The 15,567-nt window shown below is 68.8% G+C and carries 16 protein-coding genes; 7 read left to right on the top strand and 9 right to left on the bottom strand.

The genetic code is table 11. The features are described 5' to 3' along the window. Nucleotides 1-21 precede the first annotated feature (21 nt). Together trxB and trxA are read left to right on the top strand one after the other, a co-directional pair. On the top strand, nucleotides 22-951 hold the full coding sequence (gene trxB / locus N5079_RS31220; protein ID WP_261587767.1) for a thioredoxin-disulfide reductase: 930 nt from the start codon (nucleotides 22-24) through the stop codon (nucleotides 949-951). An 84-nt stretch (nucleotides 952-1,035) separates the two neighbouring features. Beyond that, the gene (trxA, locus tag N5079_RS31215; RefSeq protein WP_261587766.1) at nucleotides 1,036-1,359 is read left to right on the top strand and encodes a thioredoxin; all 324 of its coding nucleotides are present in this window, start codon (nucleotides 1,036-1,038) and stop codon (nucleotides 1,357-1,359) included. 119 nt (nucleotides 1,360-1,478) lie between these two features. Here trxA and N5079_RS31210 read toward each other — a convergent pair whose 3' ends face one another. Continuing rightward, on the bottom strand, nucleotides 1,479-2,096 hold the full coding sequence (locus tag N5079_RS31210; protein WP_261587765.1) for a GNAT family N-acetyltransferase: 618 nt from the start codon (nucleotides 2,094-2,096) through the stop codon (nucleotides 1,479-1,481). Nucleotides 2,097-2,374: 278 nt separating this feature from the next. Here N5079_RS31210 and N5079_RS31205 point away from each other — a divergent pair, with 278 nt between their 5' ends. Beyond that, nucleotides 2,375-3,700, top strand: coding sequence for a PLP-dependent aminotransferase family protein (locus N5079_RS31205; protein WP_410007847.1), 1,326 nt, complete (start codon nucleotides 2,375-2,377; stop codon nucleotides 3,698-3,700). A gap of 180 nt (nucleotides 3,701-3,880) precedes the next feature. After that, nucleotides 3,881-4,831: a D-alanine--D-alanine ligase gene (locus tag N5079_RS31200; RefSeq protein WP_261587764.1), complete on the top strand. Its 951-nt coding sequence runs from the start codon at nucleotides 3,881-3,883 to the stop codon at nucleotides 4,829-4,831. 312 nt (nucleotides 4,832-5,143) lie between these two features. Here N5079_RS31200 and N5079_RS31195 read toward each other — a convergent pair whose 3' ends face one another. From N5079_RS31195 to rpmH, 8 genes are all read right to left on the bottom strand, one after another. Beyond that, the gene (locus N5079_RS31195) at nucleotides 5,144-6,103 is read right to left on the bottom strand and encodes a ParB/RepB/Spo0J family partition protein (RefSeq protein WP_261587763.1); all 960 of its coding nucleotides are present in this window, start codon (nucleotides 6,101-6,103) and stop codon (nucleotides 5,144-5,146) included. Between the two features lie 138 nt (nucleotides 6,104-6,241). Next, nucleotides 6,242-7,015 carry a ParA family protein gene (locus tag N5079_RS31190; protein ID WP_261587762.1) on the bottom strand — a complete coding sequence of 258 codons (774 nt, stop codon included), beginning with the start codon at nucleotides 7,013-7,015 and terminating at the stop codon, nucleotides 6,242-6,244. A 305-nt stretch (nucleotides 7,016-7,320) separates the two neighbouring features. After that, nucleotides 7,321-8,025 (bottom strand): 16S rRNA (guanine(527)-N(7))-methyltransferase RsmG, encoded by a 705-nt coding sequence (gene rsmG, locus N5079_RS31185; RefSeq protein WP_261587761.1) that lies wholly within the window; start codon nucleotides 8,023-8,025, stop codon nucleotides 7,321-7,323. A 148-nt stretch (nucleotides 8,026-8,173) separates the two neighbouring features. Beyond that, nucleotides 8,174-8,668, bottom strand: coding sequence for a protein jag (locus tag N5079_RS31180; RefSeq protein ID WP_261587760.1), 495 nt, complete (start codon nucleotides 8,666-8,668; stop codon nucleotides 8,174-8,176). Nucleotides 8,669-8,686: 18 nt separating this feature from the next. Beyond that, nucleotides 8,687-9,643 carry a membrane protein insertase YidC gene (yidC, locus tag N5079_RS31175; RefSeq protein ID WP_261587759.1) on the bottom strand — a complete coding sequence of 319 codons (957 nt, stop codon included), beginning with the start codon at nucleotides 9,641-9,643 and terminating at the stop codon, nucleotides 8,687-8,689. Nucleotides 9,644-9,647: 4 nt separating this feature from the next. Further along, on the bottom strand, nucleotides 9,648-9,929 hold the full coding sequence (gene yidD, locus N5079_RS31170) for a membrane protein insertion efficiency factor YidD (protein ID WP_410007848.1): 282 nt from the start codon (nucleotides 9,927-9,929) through the stop codon (nucleotides 9,648-9,650). A 38-nt stretch (nucleotides 9,930-9,967) separates the two neighbouring features. Then, nucleotides 9,968-10,345, bottom strand: coding sequence for a ribonuclease P protein component (gene rnpA, locus N5079_RS31165; protein ID WP_261587757.1), 378 nt, complete (start codon nucleotides 10,343-10,345; stop codon nucleotides 9,968-9,970). A gap of 70 nt (nucleotides 10,346-10,415) precedes the next feature. Beyond that, nucleotides 10,416-10,553, bottom strand: coding sequence for a 50S ribosomal protein L34 (gene rpmH, locus N5079_RS31160; protein ID WP_015772801.1), 138 nt, complete (start codon nucleotides 10,551-10,553; stop codon nucleotides 10,416-10,418). A gap of 552 nt (nucleotides 10,554-11,105) precedes the next feature. Here rpmH and dnaA point away from each other — a divergent pair. The 3 genes from dnaA (at nucleotide 11,106) to gnd (ending at nucleotide 15,521) form a co-directional block, all read left to right on the top strand. Continuing rightward, nucleotides 11,106-12,812, top strand: coding sequence for a chromosomal replication initiator protein DnaA (gene dnaA / locus N5079_RS31155; RefSeq protein ID WP_261587754.1), 1,707 nt, complete (start codon nucleotides 11,106-11,108; stop codon nucleotides 12,810-12,812). A 532-nt stretch (nucleotides 12,813-13,344) separates the two neighbouring features. Beyond that, a complete protein-coding gene (gene dnaN / locus N5079_RS31150) occupies nucleotides 13,345-14,484 on the top strand; it encodes a DNA polymerase III subunit beta (RefSeq protein ID WP_261587753.1) in 1,140 nt (379 codons plus the stop codon). 92 nt (nucleotides 14,485-14,576) lie between these two features. Next, complete coding sequence (gnd, locus tag N5079_RS31145; protein ID WP_261587752.1) at nucleotides 14,577-15,521, top strand: phosphogluconate dehydrogenase (NAD(+)-dependent, decarboxylating); 945 nt, start codon at nucleotides 14,577-14,579, stop codon at nucleotides 15,519-15,521. Nucleotides 15,522-15,567 lie beyond the last annotated feature (46 nt).

Genomic DNA, 15,567 nt, shown 5'->3' with positions numbered 1-15,567 from the left:
CGCATCGGGAAGGCGATTCCGTTGAGCGACGTCCGTAACGTGATCATCATCGGGTCGGGGCCGGCCGGCTACACGTCGGCCGTCTACTCGGCGCGCGCCGACCTCAAGCCTCTCGTGTTCGAGGGGTCGGTGACCGCCGGCGGCGCCCTCATGAACACCACGGAGGTGGAGAACTTCCCCGGCTTCCCCGACGGCATCATGGGGCCGGACCTGATGGACAACCTGCGCAAGCAGGCGGAGCGGTTCGGAGCCGAGCTGGTCGCCGACGACGTGATCGAGGTCGACCTCGAGGCCAACCCGAAGGTCGTGAAGACTCACACCGACACGTTCTACGGCAAGACCGTCATCCTGGCCACCGGGTCGCGCTACCGCGAGCTCGGCCTGGAGAAGGAGAAGCACCTATCCGGCCGCGGCGTGTCATGGTGTGCCACGTGTGACGGCTTCTTCTTCCGCGACCAGGACATCGTGGTCGTCGGCGGCGGCGACACGGCGATGGAGGAGGCCACCTTCCTGACCCGGTTCGCCCGCTCGGTAACGGTCGTCCACCGGCGGAACGAACTGCGTGCCAGCAAGATCATGCAGGACCGCGCGTTCGCCAACGAGAAGATCCGCTTCATCTGGGACAGCGAAGTCGTCGACATCCTGGGCGACACCCGCGTCACCGGGGTGCGAATCCGCAACGTCAAGACGGGCGAGGAGACCGAGCTTTCCGTCAGCGGCGTGTTCGTCGCGATCGGCCACGAGCCGCGCACCGAGCTGGTCAAGGGCCAGGTGGCTCTCGACAAGGAGGGCTACATCCTCGTCGAGGCGCCCACCACCCGGACGAACATCGACGGAGTCTTCGCGGCGGGCGACGTCGTCGACCACATCTACCGGCAGGCCATCACGGCCGCCGGCACCGGCTGCTCCGCGTCGCTCGACGCCGAGCGCTGGCTCGCCAGCCAGGGCTGACCGGAGCTGAACCGGGGGGCTGACCGGGAATGCGGGGGCCGCCCCCGCGGTTACACCGACCACACAGAGCTAGGGGAGAAAACCTTGGGCGCCATCAAGAGCGTGACCGACGGCAACTTCGAGGCCGAGGTCCTCAAGAGCGACAAGCCGGTCCTGGTCGACTTCTGGGCGGAGTGGTGCGGGCCGTGCCGCCAGGTCGCGCCGATCCTGGAGGAGATCGCGAACGAGCACGCGGAGAAGCTGACGGTGGTCAAGCTGAACATCGACGAGAACCCGTCGGTTCCGCGGGACTACAACGTACTCCAGATCCCGACGATGAACGTCTACAAGGGTGGAGAGGTCGTGAAGCAGATCATCGGCGCGAAGCCGAAGGCGATGCTGCTCCGCGAGCTCGAGGGCATCATCTGACGCCCCCTGCGGCACGCGAGCCGTACCACCGCCTTTCCGGCGGCACCCCACCCAACGGAAAACCCCCCGCGCTCCGGCACGGGGGGTTTTTCACGATCAGGCGGCCTCCTGAGATGGCCTCAAACGGGCCGTAGAGCCCGCTCGGGGGACATCGACCCAAGAAGCCGCTCCAGGGCCACCTCGACGTCCTCACGCCAGGAGACGGCCGTCTTGAGCTCCAGGCGGAGCCGGGGGAACCGCAGATGCGGGCGCACCGTCTTGAACCCGACGGACAGCAGGTATTCGGCCGGCATGACGCAGCTCGGCTGCTCCCATTTGAGGTCGCCGAACGCCTCGATCGCGCGGACGCCCCGGCGGGTCAGGTCCTTCGCGACGCCCTGGACGAGCATCCGGCCGAGCCCTCCCCCGGAGAACTCGGGGATGATGTGCGCCGTCATCAGCAGCACCGCGTCCGAGCTCACCGGTGAGGTCGGGAACGCGATCGAGCGCGGCACATAGAGCGGCGGCGCGTAGAGCACGAAGCCGGCCGCCACCCCGTCGACATAGGCGATCTTCCCGCAGCTCCCCCACTCCAGGAGCGTTCCGGAGATCCACGCCTCCTTCTCCAGGCCCGGATCACCGGCCTGTACGGCCCGCTCGCCGCTGACGGGGTCGAGCTCCCAGAACACGCAGCGCCTGCATCGGCGTGGCAGGTCGTCGAGATTGTCGAGAGTGACGTTGGCCAGCCGACGCGACACGTGATGCCCCAATCCCCGCCAGGAGTGCTGCCAGAAAAGCGCGCGAATACGGCGTCTCCAGCTCGCATCGTAACTCAGGGAGACGTCACGGGTCGGCCGCCACAGCGTTCATCCGCCCCTCTTTCCACGGCGGTCTTATGCGTATCACCGGCCACTGGGCCCTCAGGAATGGCATGGAGCAGCAAGGACGGCGGCCCTTCATCGTCAAGGGCCTGCTGTGATCGGCGTGGCGCGCTACCGTACTCTAGATTTCTCGGCTATGTGATCGGAGGTGGACCGTGTCGCAGGAGCTCGATCACGGTCGGACTAACGCGCCCCAAGGGTCGCGCATTGACGCCTACGTCGACCGTTACGCCGCCCGCGCCGCCGGAATGGTCGCCTCCGAAATCCGAGCTCTCTTCGCCGTCGCCTCGAGGCCCGAGGTGGTCTCGCTCGCCGGCGGCATGCCGTACGTCACGGCCCTGCCCCTCGACGTGGTCGGCGAGCTCGTCGCCGAGCTGGTCGCCAAGCGCGGCCCCGTCGCCCTCCAGTACGGCTCGGGCCAGGGCGACCCCGCCCTCCGTGAGCAGATCTGCGAGGTCATGCGGCTGGAGGGCATCGAGGCCGGGGCCGACGACGTCGTCGTCACGGTCGGCTCGCAGCAGGCCCTCGACCTCATCACGCGAATCTTCATCGACCCGGGCGACGTCGTCCTGGCCGAAGGGCCGTCCTACGTGGGCGCTCTCGGCACGTTCAGCGCCTACCAGGCCAAGGTCGTGCACATCGCGATGGACGACCAGGGGCTGATCCCCGAGTCGCTCGCGCAGACCATCTACGCCCTGCAGACCGCGGGCAACCGCATCAAGTTCCTCTACACGATCCCGACGTTCCAGAACCCGGCGGGCGTAACCCTCAACGAGGTGCGCCGCCGCCAGGTGCTGGAGATCTGCCAGCGGGCGGGCGTGCTCGTCGTCGAGGACAACCCCTACGGACTGCTCGGCTTCGACGGGGAGCCACTGCGCGCGCTCCGCGCCGACGACCCCGAGGGCGTCGTCTACCTGGGCTCGTTCTCCAAGACGCTCGCGCCGGGCTTCCGCGTCGGCTGGGCGCTCGCTCCGCACGCCGTGCGCGACAAGCTCATCCTCGCGATGGAGTCGGCCGTGCTGTCGCATTCGTCCTTCACCCAGCTCGCCGTGGGGCACTACCTCGCCACCCAGCCGTGGCGCGAGCAGATCAAGACGTTCCGGGAGCTCTACCGCGAGCGACGCGACGCGCTGCTCGGCGCTCTACAGGTGCTCATGCCGCCCGGCTGCTCGTGGACCCATCCCGCGGGCGGCTTCTTCGTCTGGATGACCCTTCCCGCGGGGCTGAACTCCAAGGCCATCCTCCCGCGCGCGGTCGCCGAGCGCGTCGCGTTCGTCCCGGGCACCGGCTTCTACTCGGACGGCGGCGGCGCCCAGCACATGCGGCTGTCCTATTGCTACCCCGAGCCCGACCGCATCCGTGAGGGCGTACGCCGCCTCGCCGGGGTGATCGACCAGGAGTTGCAGCTCCGCGACACGTTCGGCACCGGGTCCGCCCCCGGGCACGCCGGCGTCGACACGCCAGGCCCCGACCTCGCCTGAGTCGCTGTACGGCTAGCCTGTTCGGGCTGGCCGTACAGGACTCCTCGAGGCGAGAAAGGCCCTCTCCGTGAGCGAGCGAACGATGACCGAAGGACGGCTCTCCGTGGCGGCGCCGCGAGGGGGGCCGGTGCGAGCGCGTACCGGGCGGGCGGGCACCCGGCCGCTTCCGGGGAGCTCCGCATGAGCGATCTCGGGCACGTGCTCATCCTGGCGGGCGGGCTGTCGTACGAGCGCGAGGTGTCCATCCGCTCGGGCCGCCGGGTCGCCGAGGTGCTCCGGGCGGCGGGGGTCGACGTGGAGACGCGGGACACCGACGCCACTCTGGTCCCCGCCGTGCTGTCGGATCCGCCCGACGCGGCCTTCGTGACGCTCCACGGCGGCGCGGGTGAGGACGGCGCCATTCGGTCCGTCCTGGAGCTCCTCGGCGTGCCGTACGTGGGCGCCACGCCGGACGCCTGCCGTGTGGCATTTGACAAGCCGACGGCGAAGGCGGTCGTCCGGTCCTGGGGACTGAACACGCCGGACTCGGTGGCGCTGCCCAAGGAGACCTTCCACGATCTCGGCGCGGCCGCCGTCCTCGCCCGGATCGTGGAGCGGCTCGGGCTGCCCCTGTTCGTCAAGCCGTCACGCGGTGGCTCCGCGCTGGGCGCATCGATCGTGCGGACCGCCGAGGAACTGCCCGCCGCGATGGTCGGGTGCTTCGCGTACGGCGACACCGCGCTGATCGAGAAGTACATCAAGGGAGTGGAGGTCGCGGTGTCCGTCGTCGATCTGGGCGACGGGCCGGTGGCGCTGCCGCCCGTGGAGATCGTGGCGGACGGCGGCGTGTACGACTATGCGGCCCGCTACACAGCCGGGCACACGGAGTTCTTCGCTCCGGCCCGGCTGCCCGCCGAGGCGACGGAGGCATGCGCGGCGATGGCCGTGGCCGCCCATACCGCGCTCGGCCTCCGGGATATCTCCCGCACGGACCTCATCGTGGACGCCGCCGGCCGGCCGTACTTCCTTGAGGTGAACGTGGCACCCGGTATGACGGAGACATCGCTGCTTCCGATGGCGGCCGGGGCGGCCGGGCGGGATCTCGGCACGCTCTGCAAGGGCCTCCTGGAGATGGCCGCCCACCGAGGGTAGATCCTGGGCCCGGTTTCACGTGAAACAGCGGTCCGGCATTGGACTTCACGTGAACCGGGCCCAGGCGCATAACGACGCTCGTGCTGTTTCACGTGAAACACAACGGTAAGCGCATCAGGGCAGGGCGGAAGTGCTGGTGCTGTTTCACGTGAAACGAAGCCGATGCGAGAGCGGGCGGGCACTCCGGCCGACCGTGATGCTTGCGGTCTGGTGAGGCCGCGTTCGCGGCCGGGCGCGGGCACGGGCGCGGTGGTCTCGTGGCACGGTCTTACGACGGCCTCCGCACCCGGCCGCTCTCGCTCCGCGAGCCGTCTACTCGGCCGAGAGGCCGCGCATCGTGTTGCTCGCCTCTGGGGCCATCGTGCCGATGATGCGCTCCAGGTCGTCGATCGTGGAGAACTCGACGACGATCCGGCCCTTGCGGCGGCCTAGGTCGACCTTCACCTTGGTCTCGAAGTGATCCGAGAGCCGGTCCGCCAGATGGCGGAGCGCCGGGGCGGTGGGCTGCTTCGCCCTCGGCTTGCGCGGCGCGGGCCCCGAGGCGGCGTCTCCCAGCGCGACGATCTCCTCGACCGTCCGGACCGACAGCCCCTCGGCGACGATCCGGCTCGCGAGCCGCTCCTGGGCCGCGTGGTCGTCAAGCGACAGGAGCGCTCGTGCGTGGCCCGCGCTGATGGTGCCGGCCGCGAGGCGGAGCTGGACGTTGGGCGGGAGGTTCAGCAGGCGCAGCGTGTTGCTGATGTGCGAGCGGGATCGGCCGACCTTCTTGGCCAGCACCTCATGGGTGGCGCCGAAGTCGTCGAGCAGCTGCTGGTAGGCCGCCGCCTCCTCCAGGGAGTTGAGCTGCTCGCGCTGGAGGTTCTCGATGAGCGCCTCGCGCAGCATCTCGTCGTCCTGCGTGGTCCGGACGATCGCCGGGATCCGCTCCAGACCGGCGAGCTTCGAGGCACGCCACCGCCGCTCCCCCATGATGAGCTCGAAGCGCTCGTCACCGACAGAGCGGACGACCACCGGCTGGAGCAGACCCACCTCGGCGATCGAGGCGGCGAGCTCCTCCAGGCGCTCCTCGTCGAAGACCTCACGCGGCTGCCGCGGGTTGGGCGAGATCGCGGTGACGGCGATCTCCTGGAAGTGGGCCCCTTCGACCGGCCTCAGCCCGGAGTCGCCCGGATCCTCGGAGGGAGAGCTCGTCGCGACCGCTGGGTCGACGATCGGTCCCGTGGGAATCAGAGCCCCAAGGCCCTTGCCCAGTCCCCGACGCTGCTGAGTCACCGCTGCTCCTTAAGCACCGCACAGAAGGCAGTGCCCAGCGACCTTCGGCCGCTGGGCACTCTACGCACACCACGAGAGGTTACCGCTGCGCGGACTCCTCTATGAGCATCACCACACGGAGCCGGGCCGACGAGGGGTCTACGGCTGGTGCAGGGCCGCCGCCCGGTAGGCGATCTCGCGGGCCGCCTCCATATAGGCCATGGCCCCGCTCGACCCGGGGTCGTAGGTCATGACGGACTGCCCGTAGCTCGGCGCCTCGGAGACCCGGACGCTACGCGGGATGACCGCGTCGAGCACCGTGTCGCCGAAGTGGGAGCGCACCTCCTCGGCCACCTGGGAGGCCAGCCTCGTCCTGCCGTCGTACATCGTCAGCAGGATCGTGGAGACCGACAGCGTCTGGTTCAGGTGGACGCGAACCAGCTCAACGTTCTGCAGAAGCTGGGTGAGACCTTCGAGCGCGTAATACTCGCACTGGATAGGGATCAGCACCTCCTGCGCCGCCGCCATCGCGTTCACGGTCAGCAGCCCGAGCGACGGCGGGCAGTCGATGAGGATGTAGTCGAACTCCATCGCCTCGAAATTGGCCAGCGCGCGCTTCAACCGGGTCTCGCGGCCGACCATGGGGACCAGCTCGATCTCCGCGCCCGCCAGGTCGAGGGTCGCGGGCGCGCAGAACAGCCCCGGCATATCGGGGACCGGCGTCACGATGGACGACAGGGCAAGGTCGTCGACCAGGACCTGATACACCGAGGGCACACCCGCCCGGTGCTCGGTCGCCAGGGCGGTCGAGGCATTGCCCTGCGGGTCGAGGTCCACAACGAGCACCCGCTGTCCGTGCATGGAGAGCGCGGCGGCAAGGTTGACGGCCGTGGTGGTCTTCCCTACCCCGCCCTTCTGGTTGGCCACGGTCATCACCCGGCATTTGGGCGGCCTCGGCCAGTCCCCTTCACTGCGTGCCGAATAACCGACGGCAGGCGCAGCCGCGAGTGGGGGCGCGGCTGTTTCACGTGAAACCACAGAGCTCAGTGCCTCTCGTACCAGCGGCGAATCACCGGAGTTAAGGGGGGTCTGGGACACGGTCGTCGTCCTTTCGACCTGCGAAGCAGAGAAAAGAGGCCAGCCAACCCCCGAAGGCCGGCTTGCTGTCGCGATCTCCAAGGGTAGGCCGAGGGGGCTCTCCGGCCAACCCAGGCCCTGTGCCGCACCCGGCAAGACGCTCACCTCTTCCGTCGCCGCCGCGCACCCCGTCCACTCGACTGCGCCGCTGTCGCATATGGAGATGGTCCGGCGACCACGCGGACCAGAGTGGCGGGCGGCTCGACCCTACCGCGCCCCACCGTGACAAGCTCGGCCGATCTCACCCCTGAGGCTTTCAGTAGAGGTCTGGCCGCCTCCAGTTCCTCGGCGGCCCGCTCTCCCTTCATCGCCAGCAGCTCTCCGCCGTCCCGGAGCAAGGGCAGGGACCAGGCGAGCAGGCGGTCGAGCGGCGCCACCGCGCGTGCCGTCGCCACGTCGAAGCTCCGCTTTCCCGCCAGCTCCTCCGCCCGGCCGCGCGCCACCTCGACATTGCCGAGCTTGAGCGCCTCGGCGCACTCGGAGAGGAAGACCGTCCGGCGCAGCAGCGGCTCCAGGAGCGTCACCGTGACATCGGGCCGGACGATCGCGAGGACGAGACCGGGCAGCCCGGCGCCGGAGCCGATGTCGACGACGGTCGTGTTCTCCCCGAGCGCCTCCGCCACGACGGCGCAGTTCAGCAGGTGCCGGTCCCAGATTCGGGGAACCTCACGCGGGCCCAGCAGCCCGCGGACGACTCCGGGCCCGGCGAGCAGCTCGGCGAACGTCCGGGCACGGTCCAGCGCCTCCCCGGTGAAAACCTCAGGCGCCACAGGAGGCGGCTCGGGCAACTCGTTGCTCTCGGTCATTCACTCACTCATCCAGGAACGCTCTCGGGCCAAGGGTAGTGCTCCCACCCCCGCCCGGAGGGCAAGGCCGTACAGGATGGAGAAAGCCGCCGGTCCCGCGAGGAGGACCGGCGGCTTTCCCGCACTACGATCGCTGTGATTACCCCGGCTACGCGGGAAGGACGACGACGAACCGGCGCGGCTCCTCGCCCTCGGACTCGCTACGGAGCCCGGCCGCGGCGACCGCGTCGTGCACGATCTTCCGCTCGAACGGCGTCATCGGCTGGAGCGCCTTCGGCTCGCCGCTGCGCTTGACGTCCTGGGCCGCGGCGGACCCGATCTTGGTCAGCTCGGCCCTGCGCCGCTCCCGGTAGCCCCCGACGTCCAGCATGAGCCGGGACCGCTCCCCCGTCTGGCGGTGCACCGCGAGGCGGGTCAGCTCCTGGAGCGCCTCCAGCACTTCTCCCCCAGGCCCCACGAGGTCGCCGCCTTTGATGCCAACGACCGAGACCACCGCCCGGTCGCCCTCGACGTCCATATCGATGTCACCGTCGAGGTCGGCGATGTCGAGCAGGCCCTCCAGGTAGTCGGCCGCGATCTCGCCTTCCTGTTCCAGGGCCTCGACGTTGGGAGCAGGCTTGAGGGTCTCCTCAGTTTCGGTCACTTCCGGACTCTCCTTCTCCTACGGCTTCTTGCTGCCGGTGCGCTTGCTCCGCGGCTGGCGCGCCGGCTGCTGACGGACGATCTTGGCCTCCGGCTCCGGGGACGGCTCCGCCGGGGCCGCTGCCTTGGGCTTTCCCACCAACTTCGTGAAGATGCCGTTCGTCGGTTCGGGCGTGGTGACGTTGCCCTTCTCGTCGATGACCGGCATCGGGTGACGGCTGTAAAACCAGTGCTGCTGGCCAAGCGTCCACAGGTTGGTGGTCACCCAGTAGAGGATCAGGCCGAGGGGGAAGTTCAGGCTGAAGACGGCGAACAGCGGCGAGATGTACATGAGGATCTTCTGCTGCTGCGCCATCGGGTTGTCCGGCATCTGCTGCATGGAGCGCGTCACGCTCTGCCGGACGGTGAGGAACGTGGTGAAGGAGCTGATCGCGACGAAGCAGGCCAGCACGATCTTCGTCATCACGGGATCGGCGCCGAACTTCGCGACGTCCGCGGCGTTGGTGAAGAAGGTGGCCGGCAGGGGTGCGCCCAGGATGTGCGCATGACGCGCGCTGTCCACCAGCTCCTTCGTCATGCCGAAGGCGACCCGGTCGCTCGCGATGGCCCGCAGCACGGTGAACATCGAGATGAAGATCGGGAACTGCGCGACGACGGGAAGGCAACCGCCGAGAGGGTTGGCGCCGGCTTCCTGGTAGACGCGCATGACCTCCTGGTTCATGCGCTGCTTGTCGTTCTTGTACCGCTTGCGGAGCTCCTGCACCTTGGGGGCGAGCTCCTGCATCTTCCTCGACGAGCGCATCTGCTTGAGGAAGAGCGGGAAGATGAGCAGGCGCATCAGCACGGTCAGCGTGATGATCGTCAGCGCCCAGTTCAGCCCGTTGTCTGAGGGGATGAAGGTGCTGTAGCCCGTGTGGATCCGGGTGATCACCCAGGCCACTGCCGTATACAGCCAATTCAGGAATGGCAGCTCCACCGAGCTAGCTCCCTTGCGTTTCGTCGTGAGACCGGACTCGGGGTGGGGGCACCGGGTCGAAACCGCCCGGATGGAACGGATGGCATCGCCCGATACGCCTAACGGTCAGCCATACCCCCATAGGGGCCCCATGAACGGCGATCGCTTCCAGGCCGTAGGCGCTACAGGACGGCTCGAACCGGCAACGTGGCCCGAGCACCGGGCTGATGAAGGCCCGGTAGAACCGGATCAGGGCAATCAGGACGCAGGCGACCGGGCCGGCCGAGGCGGCCGGCTGGGTGCCCACGGCTGCGATCCCCTGCTCCGGGATCGGCTGCTCCCCTGTCATGACCGTCCATCCGTAGGGGTCCGGGACTCGGACCCTCGCCGCCGGAGTAAACGATCGAGCGCGACGTCGAGTTCGGCGGCCAGATGCTCGCTTCGCGCGGACGCGGCCGGTGGATTGGCGCGTACCACGAGCAGGCTACCTCTCGGCAGCCGGTCCATACGGGTCCGCATCAGGTGTCTGAGCCTGCGCTTCACCTGGTTCCTGATGACGGCGCCGCCGACGGCCTTGCTCACCACGAACCCCACCAGTGGCGGCTCGTCGGCTTCGCGCACGCTGAAATGCGCGACCAGGGTGGGACGGCCGGCGCGTCGCCCGCGGCGTATCGCGTCGGCGAACTCGTCACCCCGTCGCATGCGCGACGCGGACGGCAGCACCGGGTCTTCCTCAAGGTACGGCTGTCGCCCGCCGACGCTGGGGACGGCGGGCGACGGCGGCTTCGCGTCGTCAGACGGTCAGCTCGGCGCGGCCCTTGCGGCGCCGGGCGGCAAGGATCGCACGGCCGGCACGGGTGCGCATGCGCAGCCGGAAACCGTGGGTCTTCGCACGGCGACGGTTGTTCGGCTGGTAAGTACGCTTGCTCACGAGTGGGCTCCCAGGCTTCAGATGCGCCCGCAGCAGTCTGCGGGCGCGGTACATTCCAAGGTTACGGCTCGTCAAATGCGTGGGCATGCGAAATAGCCGTCGCGTGATTAGCCGACCGGCATACGTTACGGGCCGATCGCACGTCAGGTCAAACCAGCCACCACCCTACCCACCGTCTCCACATGCTCCGGCCACCCGTCGTCCAAGGAGGACCTCCACGGCGGCCGGACGACCCCCGGGCATCCCCAACGCACGGAGGAACGGGAAAGAACAAGCCCGTACGGTGAGCAACCCCAGCCCGTTAGGCTGTGGACAACGTCTTGAACGCAGGTTGGGCACACCACTACTCTCGGCCCTCCGGCCCTTCCCCTCATCACCGTGGATTGCGCCCGGGGACGATGTGCGGGCTGTGCACATCGTGTGGATCTCATGTGGATCTCCATGTGGATCACGTAGCGGGGACCGGGACCACCGGGCGCCCCCGGCCGGGCTGGAGTGGAAACGGATCGCGGCGAGCCAGCGGGGGCCGCGCAAGGGAGGAGGGGCCGAGCCATGGAAGGCGTCGACCTCAACGCGGTATGGGCTCGGGCGCTCGGGACCTTGCTCGACGAGGGCGTCTCGGGACAGCAGCGCGCGTTCCTCCAGATGACCCAGCCGTCCGGCCTGATCAACGACACGATCCTCCTGGCCGCGCCCAACGACTTCGCCAAGGAGGTCCTGGAGGTGCGGCTGCGCCCGCTGATCGCGCACGCGCTCTCCCAGGAGTTCGGCCGCCCGGTGCGCATCGCCGTGATGGTCGACCCCACCGCGACCGTGGACGACGGCGGCCGGCGCGACGGCTATCCCCCTCAGCAGGACCAGGGTTATCCCCAGGCCGGGCAGCCCGGTGGGCAGAGCAGTGGACAACATGGTGGACAACGCGGTCCACAGCCGCAGCCCCCGTACGGCCAGCATCATCGGCCGGGTCCCCCCAACTCGTCCACCGACTATCCACAGGGCCGCCCACAGGGTCAGGGTTTCCCCTTCGGCCAGGACGACCCTTCTCCACAGGACATGGCCGAGCCGTACGGCTCGCAGCAGTACCAGCCGGGGCAGCAGTATCCGGCCGCGCCGCAGTATCAGGCGCCCAACGGCGGGTTCTCGCCCGAGCCGCCCCCGGCGCCCAAGCCGGAGCCTGTGCAGAACCGCTGGGACAGCCGCGGCGGCCGCACCACCAGCGAGCCGGCCAGGCTCAACGCGAAGTACACCTTCGAGACCTTCGTCATCGGCGCGAGCAACCGGTTCGCGCACGCCGCGGCCGTCGCGGTCGCCGAGGCCCCGGCCAAGGCGTACAACCCGCTGTTCATCTACGGCGACTCCGGGCTGGGGAAGACCCACCTGCTGCACGCGATCGGCCACTACGCGCAGAGCCTCTACGACGGCGCCCGCGTGCGGTACGTGAGCTCCGAGGAGTTCACCAACGACTTCATCAACTCGATCCGCGACCACAAGGCGGACGGCTTCCGCTCCCGCTACCGCGCGGTCGACATCCTGCTCGTGGACGACATCCAGTTCCTGGAGGGCAAGGAGCAGACGCAGGAGGAGTTCTTCCACACCTTCAACACGCTCCACAACGCCAGCAAGCAGATCGTCATCTCCAGTGACCGGGCGCCCAAACAGCTCGTCACCCTGGAGGACCGGCTCCGCAACCGCTTCGAGTGGGGCCTGATCACCGACGTCCAGCCGCCCGAGCTGGAGACCCGCATCGCGATCCTCCGCAAGAAGGCGATCCAGGAGGGCCTGGCCGCGCCGCCCGACGTGCTCGAGTACATCGCCAGCCGGATCGCCACCAACATCCGCGAGCTGGAGGGCGCCCTCATCCGGGTCACCGCCTTCGCGAGCCTCAACCGCCAGTCTGTGGACATCGGGTTGGCCGAGATCGTCCTGAAGGACCTGATCAGCGAGGACGCCAGCCCGGAGATCACCATCTCGCTGATCATGTCGACGACCGCCGAGTATTTCGGCGTATCGCTCGACGATCTGTGCGGCAGCTCCCGGTCACGCGCCTTAGTCACGGCCCGGCAGATCGCCATGTACCTGGCCCGCGAGCTCACCGACCTGTCCCTGCCGAAGATCGGCCAGCAGTTCGGCGGCCGTGACCACACAACCGTGATGCACGCCGAGCGCAAAATCCGGTCGCTCATGGCGGAGCGCCGCTCGATGTACAACCAGGTCAACGAGCTGACGACGCGGGTGAAGCAGCGCGCTCGCAACACGTGATGCACAGCCTGTGGATATCTCTGTGGATCAAATCCGCCGCACGCTGGCGGCGTCTTCTCCCCGCTTCTCCCCGGCCCCTGCCCATCGCTCGCCCGAAATAGGCTGTTAAGAGTTGGGGACGAACATGGGGAAAGCCTGGGGATGGCCTTGGGACAACTCGTGGACGACTTGGGGACGCCCTGTGCGTTCCCGTTCCGCCGTTCTCGCCGGCCCCTTTTGTCCCGTGGACAACCGGTGGAAACATCGTGGGTAACTCGTGGATGAAGGGCCCCCAAGCTGGGGAACCGGTGTGGGAACACCGTCCTTCCCCACAGTCACAGCGCTCCCATCCACCCCTTCCCCACATGGGCGGTGGATGAAACATCGCGCCTGACCTGCGAATATGCTCGACATCCACATATCCACGGCCCCTAATGAGATGACCAATATCTCTCTCACTAAGAACTCAAGAACCATAGAAGGGTTCTGGAGGAGCCACGGTGCGAGAGATGGAACACTTGACGACGCACCGACACCCAGGAGGCTGATCCCCGTGATGTTCCGGATCGAACGCGATGTGCTCGCCGAGGCCGTGGCGTGGACCGCACGCAGCCTTCCGGCCCGGCCTTCGGTGCCGGTGCTGGCGGGCATGAGGCTGGAGGTCACCGAGGAGCAGCAGTTGAAGCTCTCCGGATTCGACTACGAGGTCTCGGCGGAGGTGACCCTCGAACCGCAGACCGGCGAGCCCGGCGTGGTCCTGGTCTCCGGCAAGCTGCTCGCCGAGATCACTCGCGCGCTGCCCGCCCAGCCCGTCGACTTCGTCGTGGACGGGGCCAAGGCCGTCGTCACGTGTGGCAGCGCCCGGTTCACCCTGTTGACCATGCCTGTGGAGGACTACCCTTCGCTGCCCGCTATGCCCCCCGCCGCCGGACGGGTCGGCAGTGACGTGTTCGCCTCGGCCGTCGCCCAGGTCGCCGTGGCCGCGGGCAAGGACGACACGCTGCCCATGCTGACGGGCGTCCGGATGGAGATCGAGGGCGACACCGTCACCCTGGCGGCCACCGACCGCTACCGGCTCGCCGTGCGTGAGCTGAAGTGGCAGCCGGAGCAGCCCGGCTTCCAGGCGATCGCGATGGTGCCGGGCCGTACTCTCGCGGACACGGCCAAGGCTCTGGGCGCCACGGGGGCCGAGGTCGAGATCGCGCTGAGCTCGGTCGGCGGCACCGGTGAGGGCATGATCGGGTTCTCCAGCTCCGGCCGGAGGACGACGACCCGGCTTCTCGACCCGGAGTTCCCCAAGTACCGCTCGCTGCTTCCCACCGAGTTCTCCGCGCGCGCCGACCTGTCCACAGGCGCGTTCGTCGAGGCGGTCAAGCGCGTCGCCCTGGTGGCCGAGCGCAACACCCCCGTACGGCTGGCCTTCCGCGGCGACGAGGTCGTCCTGGAGGCGGGCAGCGGCGACGAGGCGCAGGCGGTCGAGGCGCTCCCGGTCGAGTTCGACGGCGAGGAAATCAACATCGCGTTCAACCACCAGTTCCTACTGGAAGGCCTGGGGGCGATCGACTCCGACGTCGCGCGGCTGCAGTTCACCACGTCCACCAAGCCGGCCATCCTCACTGGGGGCAAACCTGTGGATGACGGGGTGAGCGAGGACTACCGCTACCTCATCATGCCGATCCGCCTCTCCAGCTGACGCAGGCGTAGCATCTCCCGGGGGCATGGACCCCTTATGCCGGGGTACTTGCGTGCCCGTGGGCGAGTGACACGCATTGGGGAGTGGCTGAAATGCAGATCGGCATGATCGGGCTCGGCAAGATGGGCGGGAACATGGCCGAGCGGCTCCGCCGTGGCGGCCATGACGTGGTCGGCTATGACCGTGATCCGTCGATCAGCGACGCCGGCAGCCTCAAGGATCTCGTCGATCGGCTCCAGGCGCCGCGCCTGGTGTGGGTCATGGTCCCCGCGGGCGGGCCGACCCGGGCCACGATCGAGCAGCTCCGCGACCTGCTCTCCCCCGGTGACCTCGTCGTCGACGGCGGCAACTCGCACTACAAGGACGACCTGAAGCACGCCGCCGAGCTGAACGAGCATGGCATCGAATTCGTCGACGTGGGCGTGAGCGGTGGCGTCTGGGGGCTGCAGAATGGCTACGCCCTGATGGCCGGGGGGAGCGCCGAGGACGTCCAGAGGCTCGACCCGATCTTCCAGACGCTCAAGCCGGAGGGCGAGGACGGCTTCGTCCACGCCGGCTCGGTGGGCGCCGGCCACTTCGCGAAGATGGTCCACAACGGCATCGAGTACGGCATGATGCAGGCCTTCGCGGAGGGCTGGGAGCTCCTGGAGGCCAGCGACGTCGTCAACGACGTCCCCGGGACGTTCAGGAGCTGGCGGAACGGCACGGTGATCCGCTCGTGGCTGCTCGACCTCCTGGTCCGGGCCCTTGAGCACGATGCCGACCTGGACGATCTCAAGGGCTACGCCGAGGACTCCGGCGAGGGCCGGTGGACCGTCCAGGCCGCGGTGGACCACGCCGTGCCGCTTCCGGCGATCACGGCCGCCCTCTACGCGCGGTTCTCCTCCCGCCAGGCCGACTCGCCGGCGATGAAGATGGTCGCCGCGCTGCGCAACCAGTTCGGCGGGCACGCGGTCGCGTCGGTCGAGGGCCAGACGAGCAAGGGCGCCGACTCCCCCGGCGCCGACGTGACGCCCCCCGTCGAGGCCGACCGCTGATCCCGGCCGGGCCCTGCCGTACGTCCCGGAGCCGGGAGGGCGGTAC

This window comes from Planotetraspora sp. A-T 1434 (assembly GCF_025420585.1).
Classification (GTDB): Bacteria; Actinomycetota; Actinomycetes; order Streptosporangiales; family Streptosporangiaceae; genus JAOEGB01.
The sequence above is the reverse complement of the archived record's forward strand: the minus strand, read 5'-3'. Positions and strand labels throughout refer to the sequence as shown.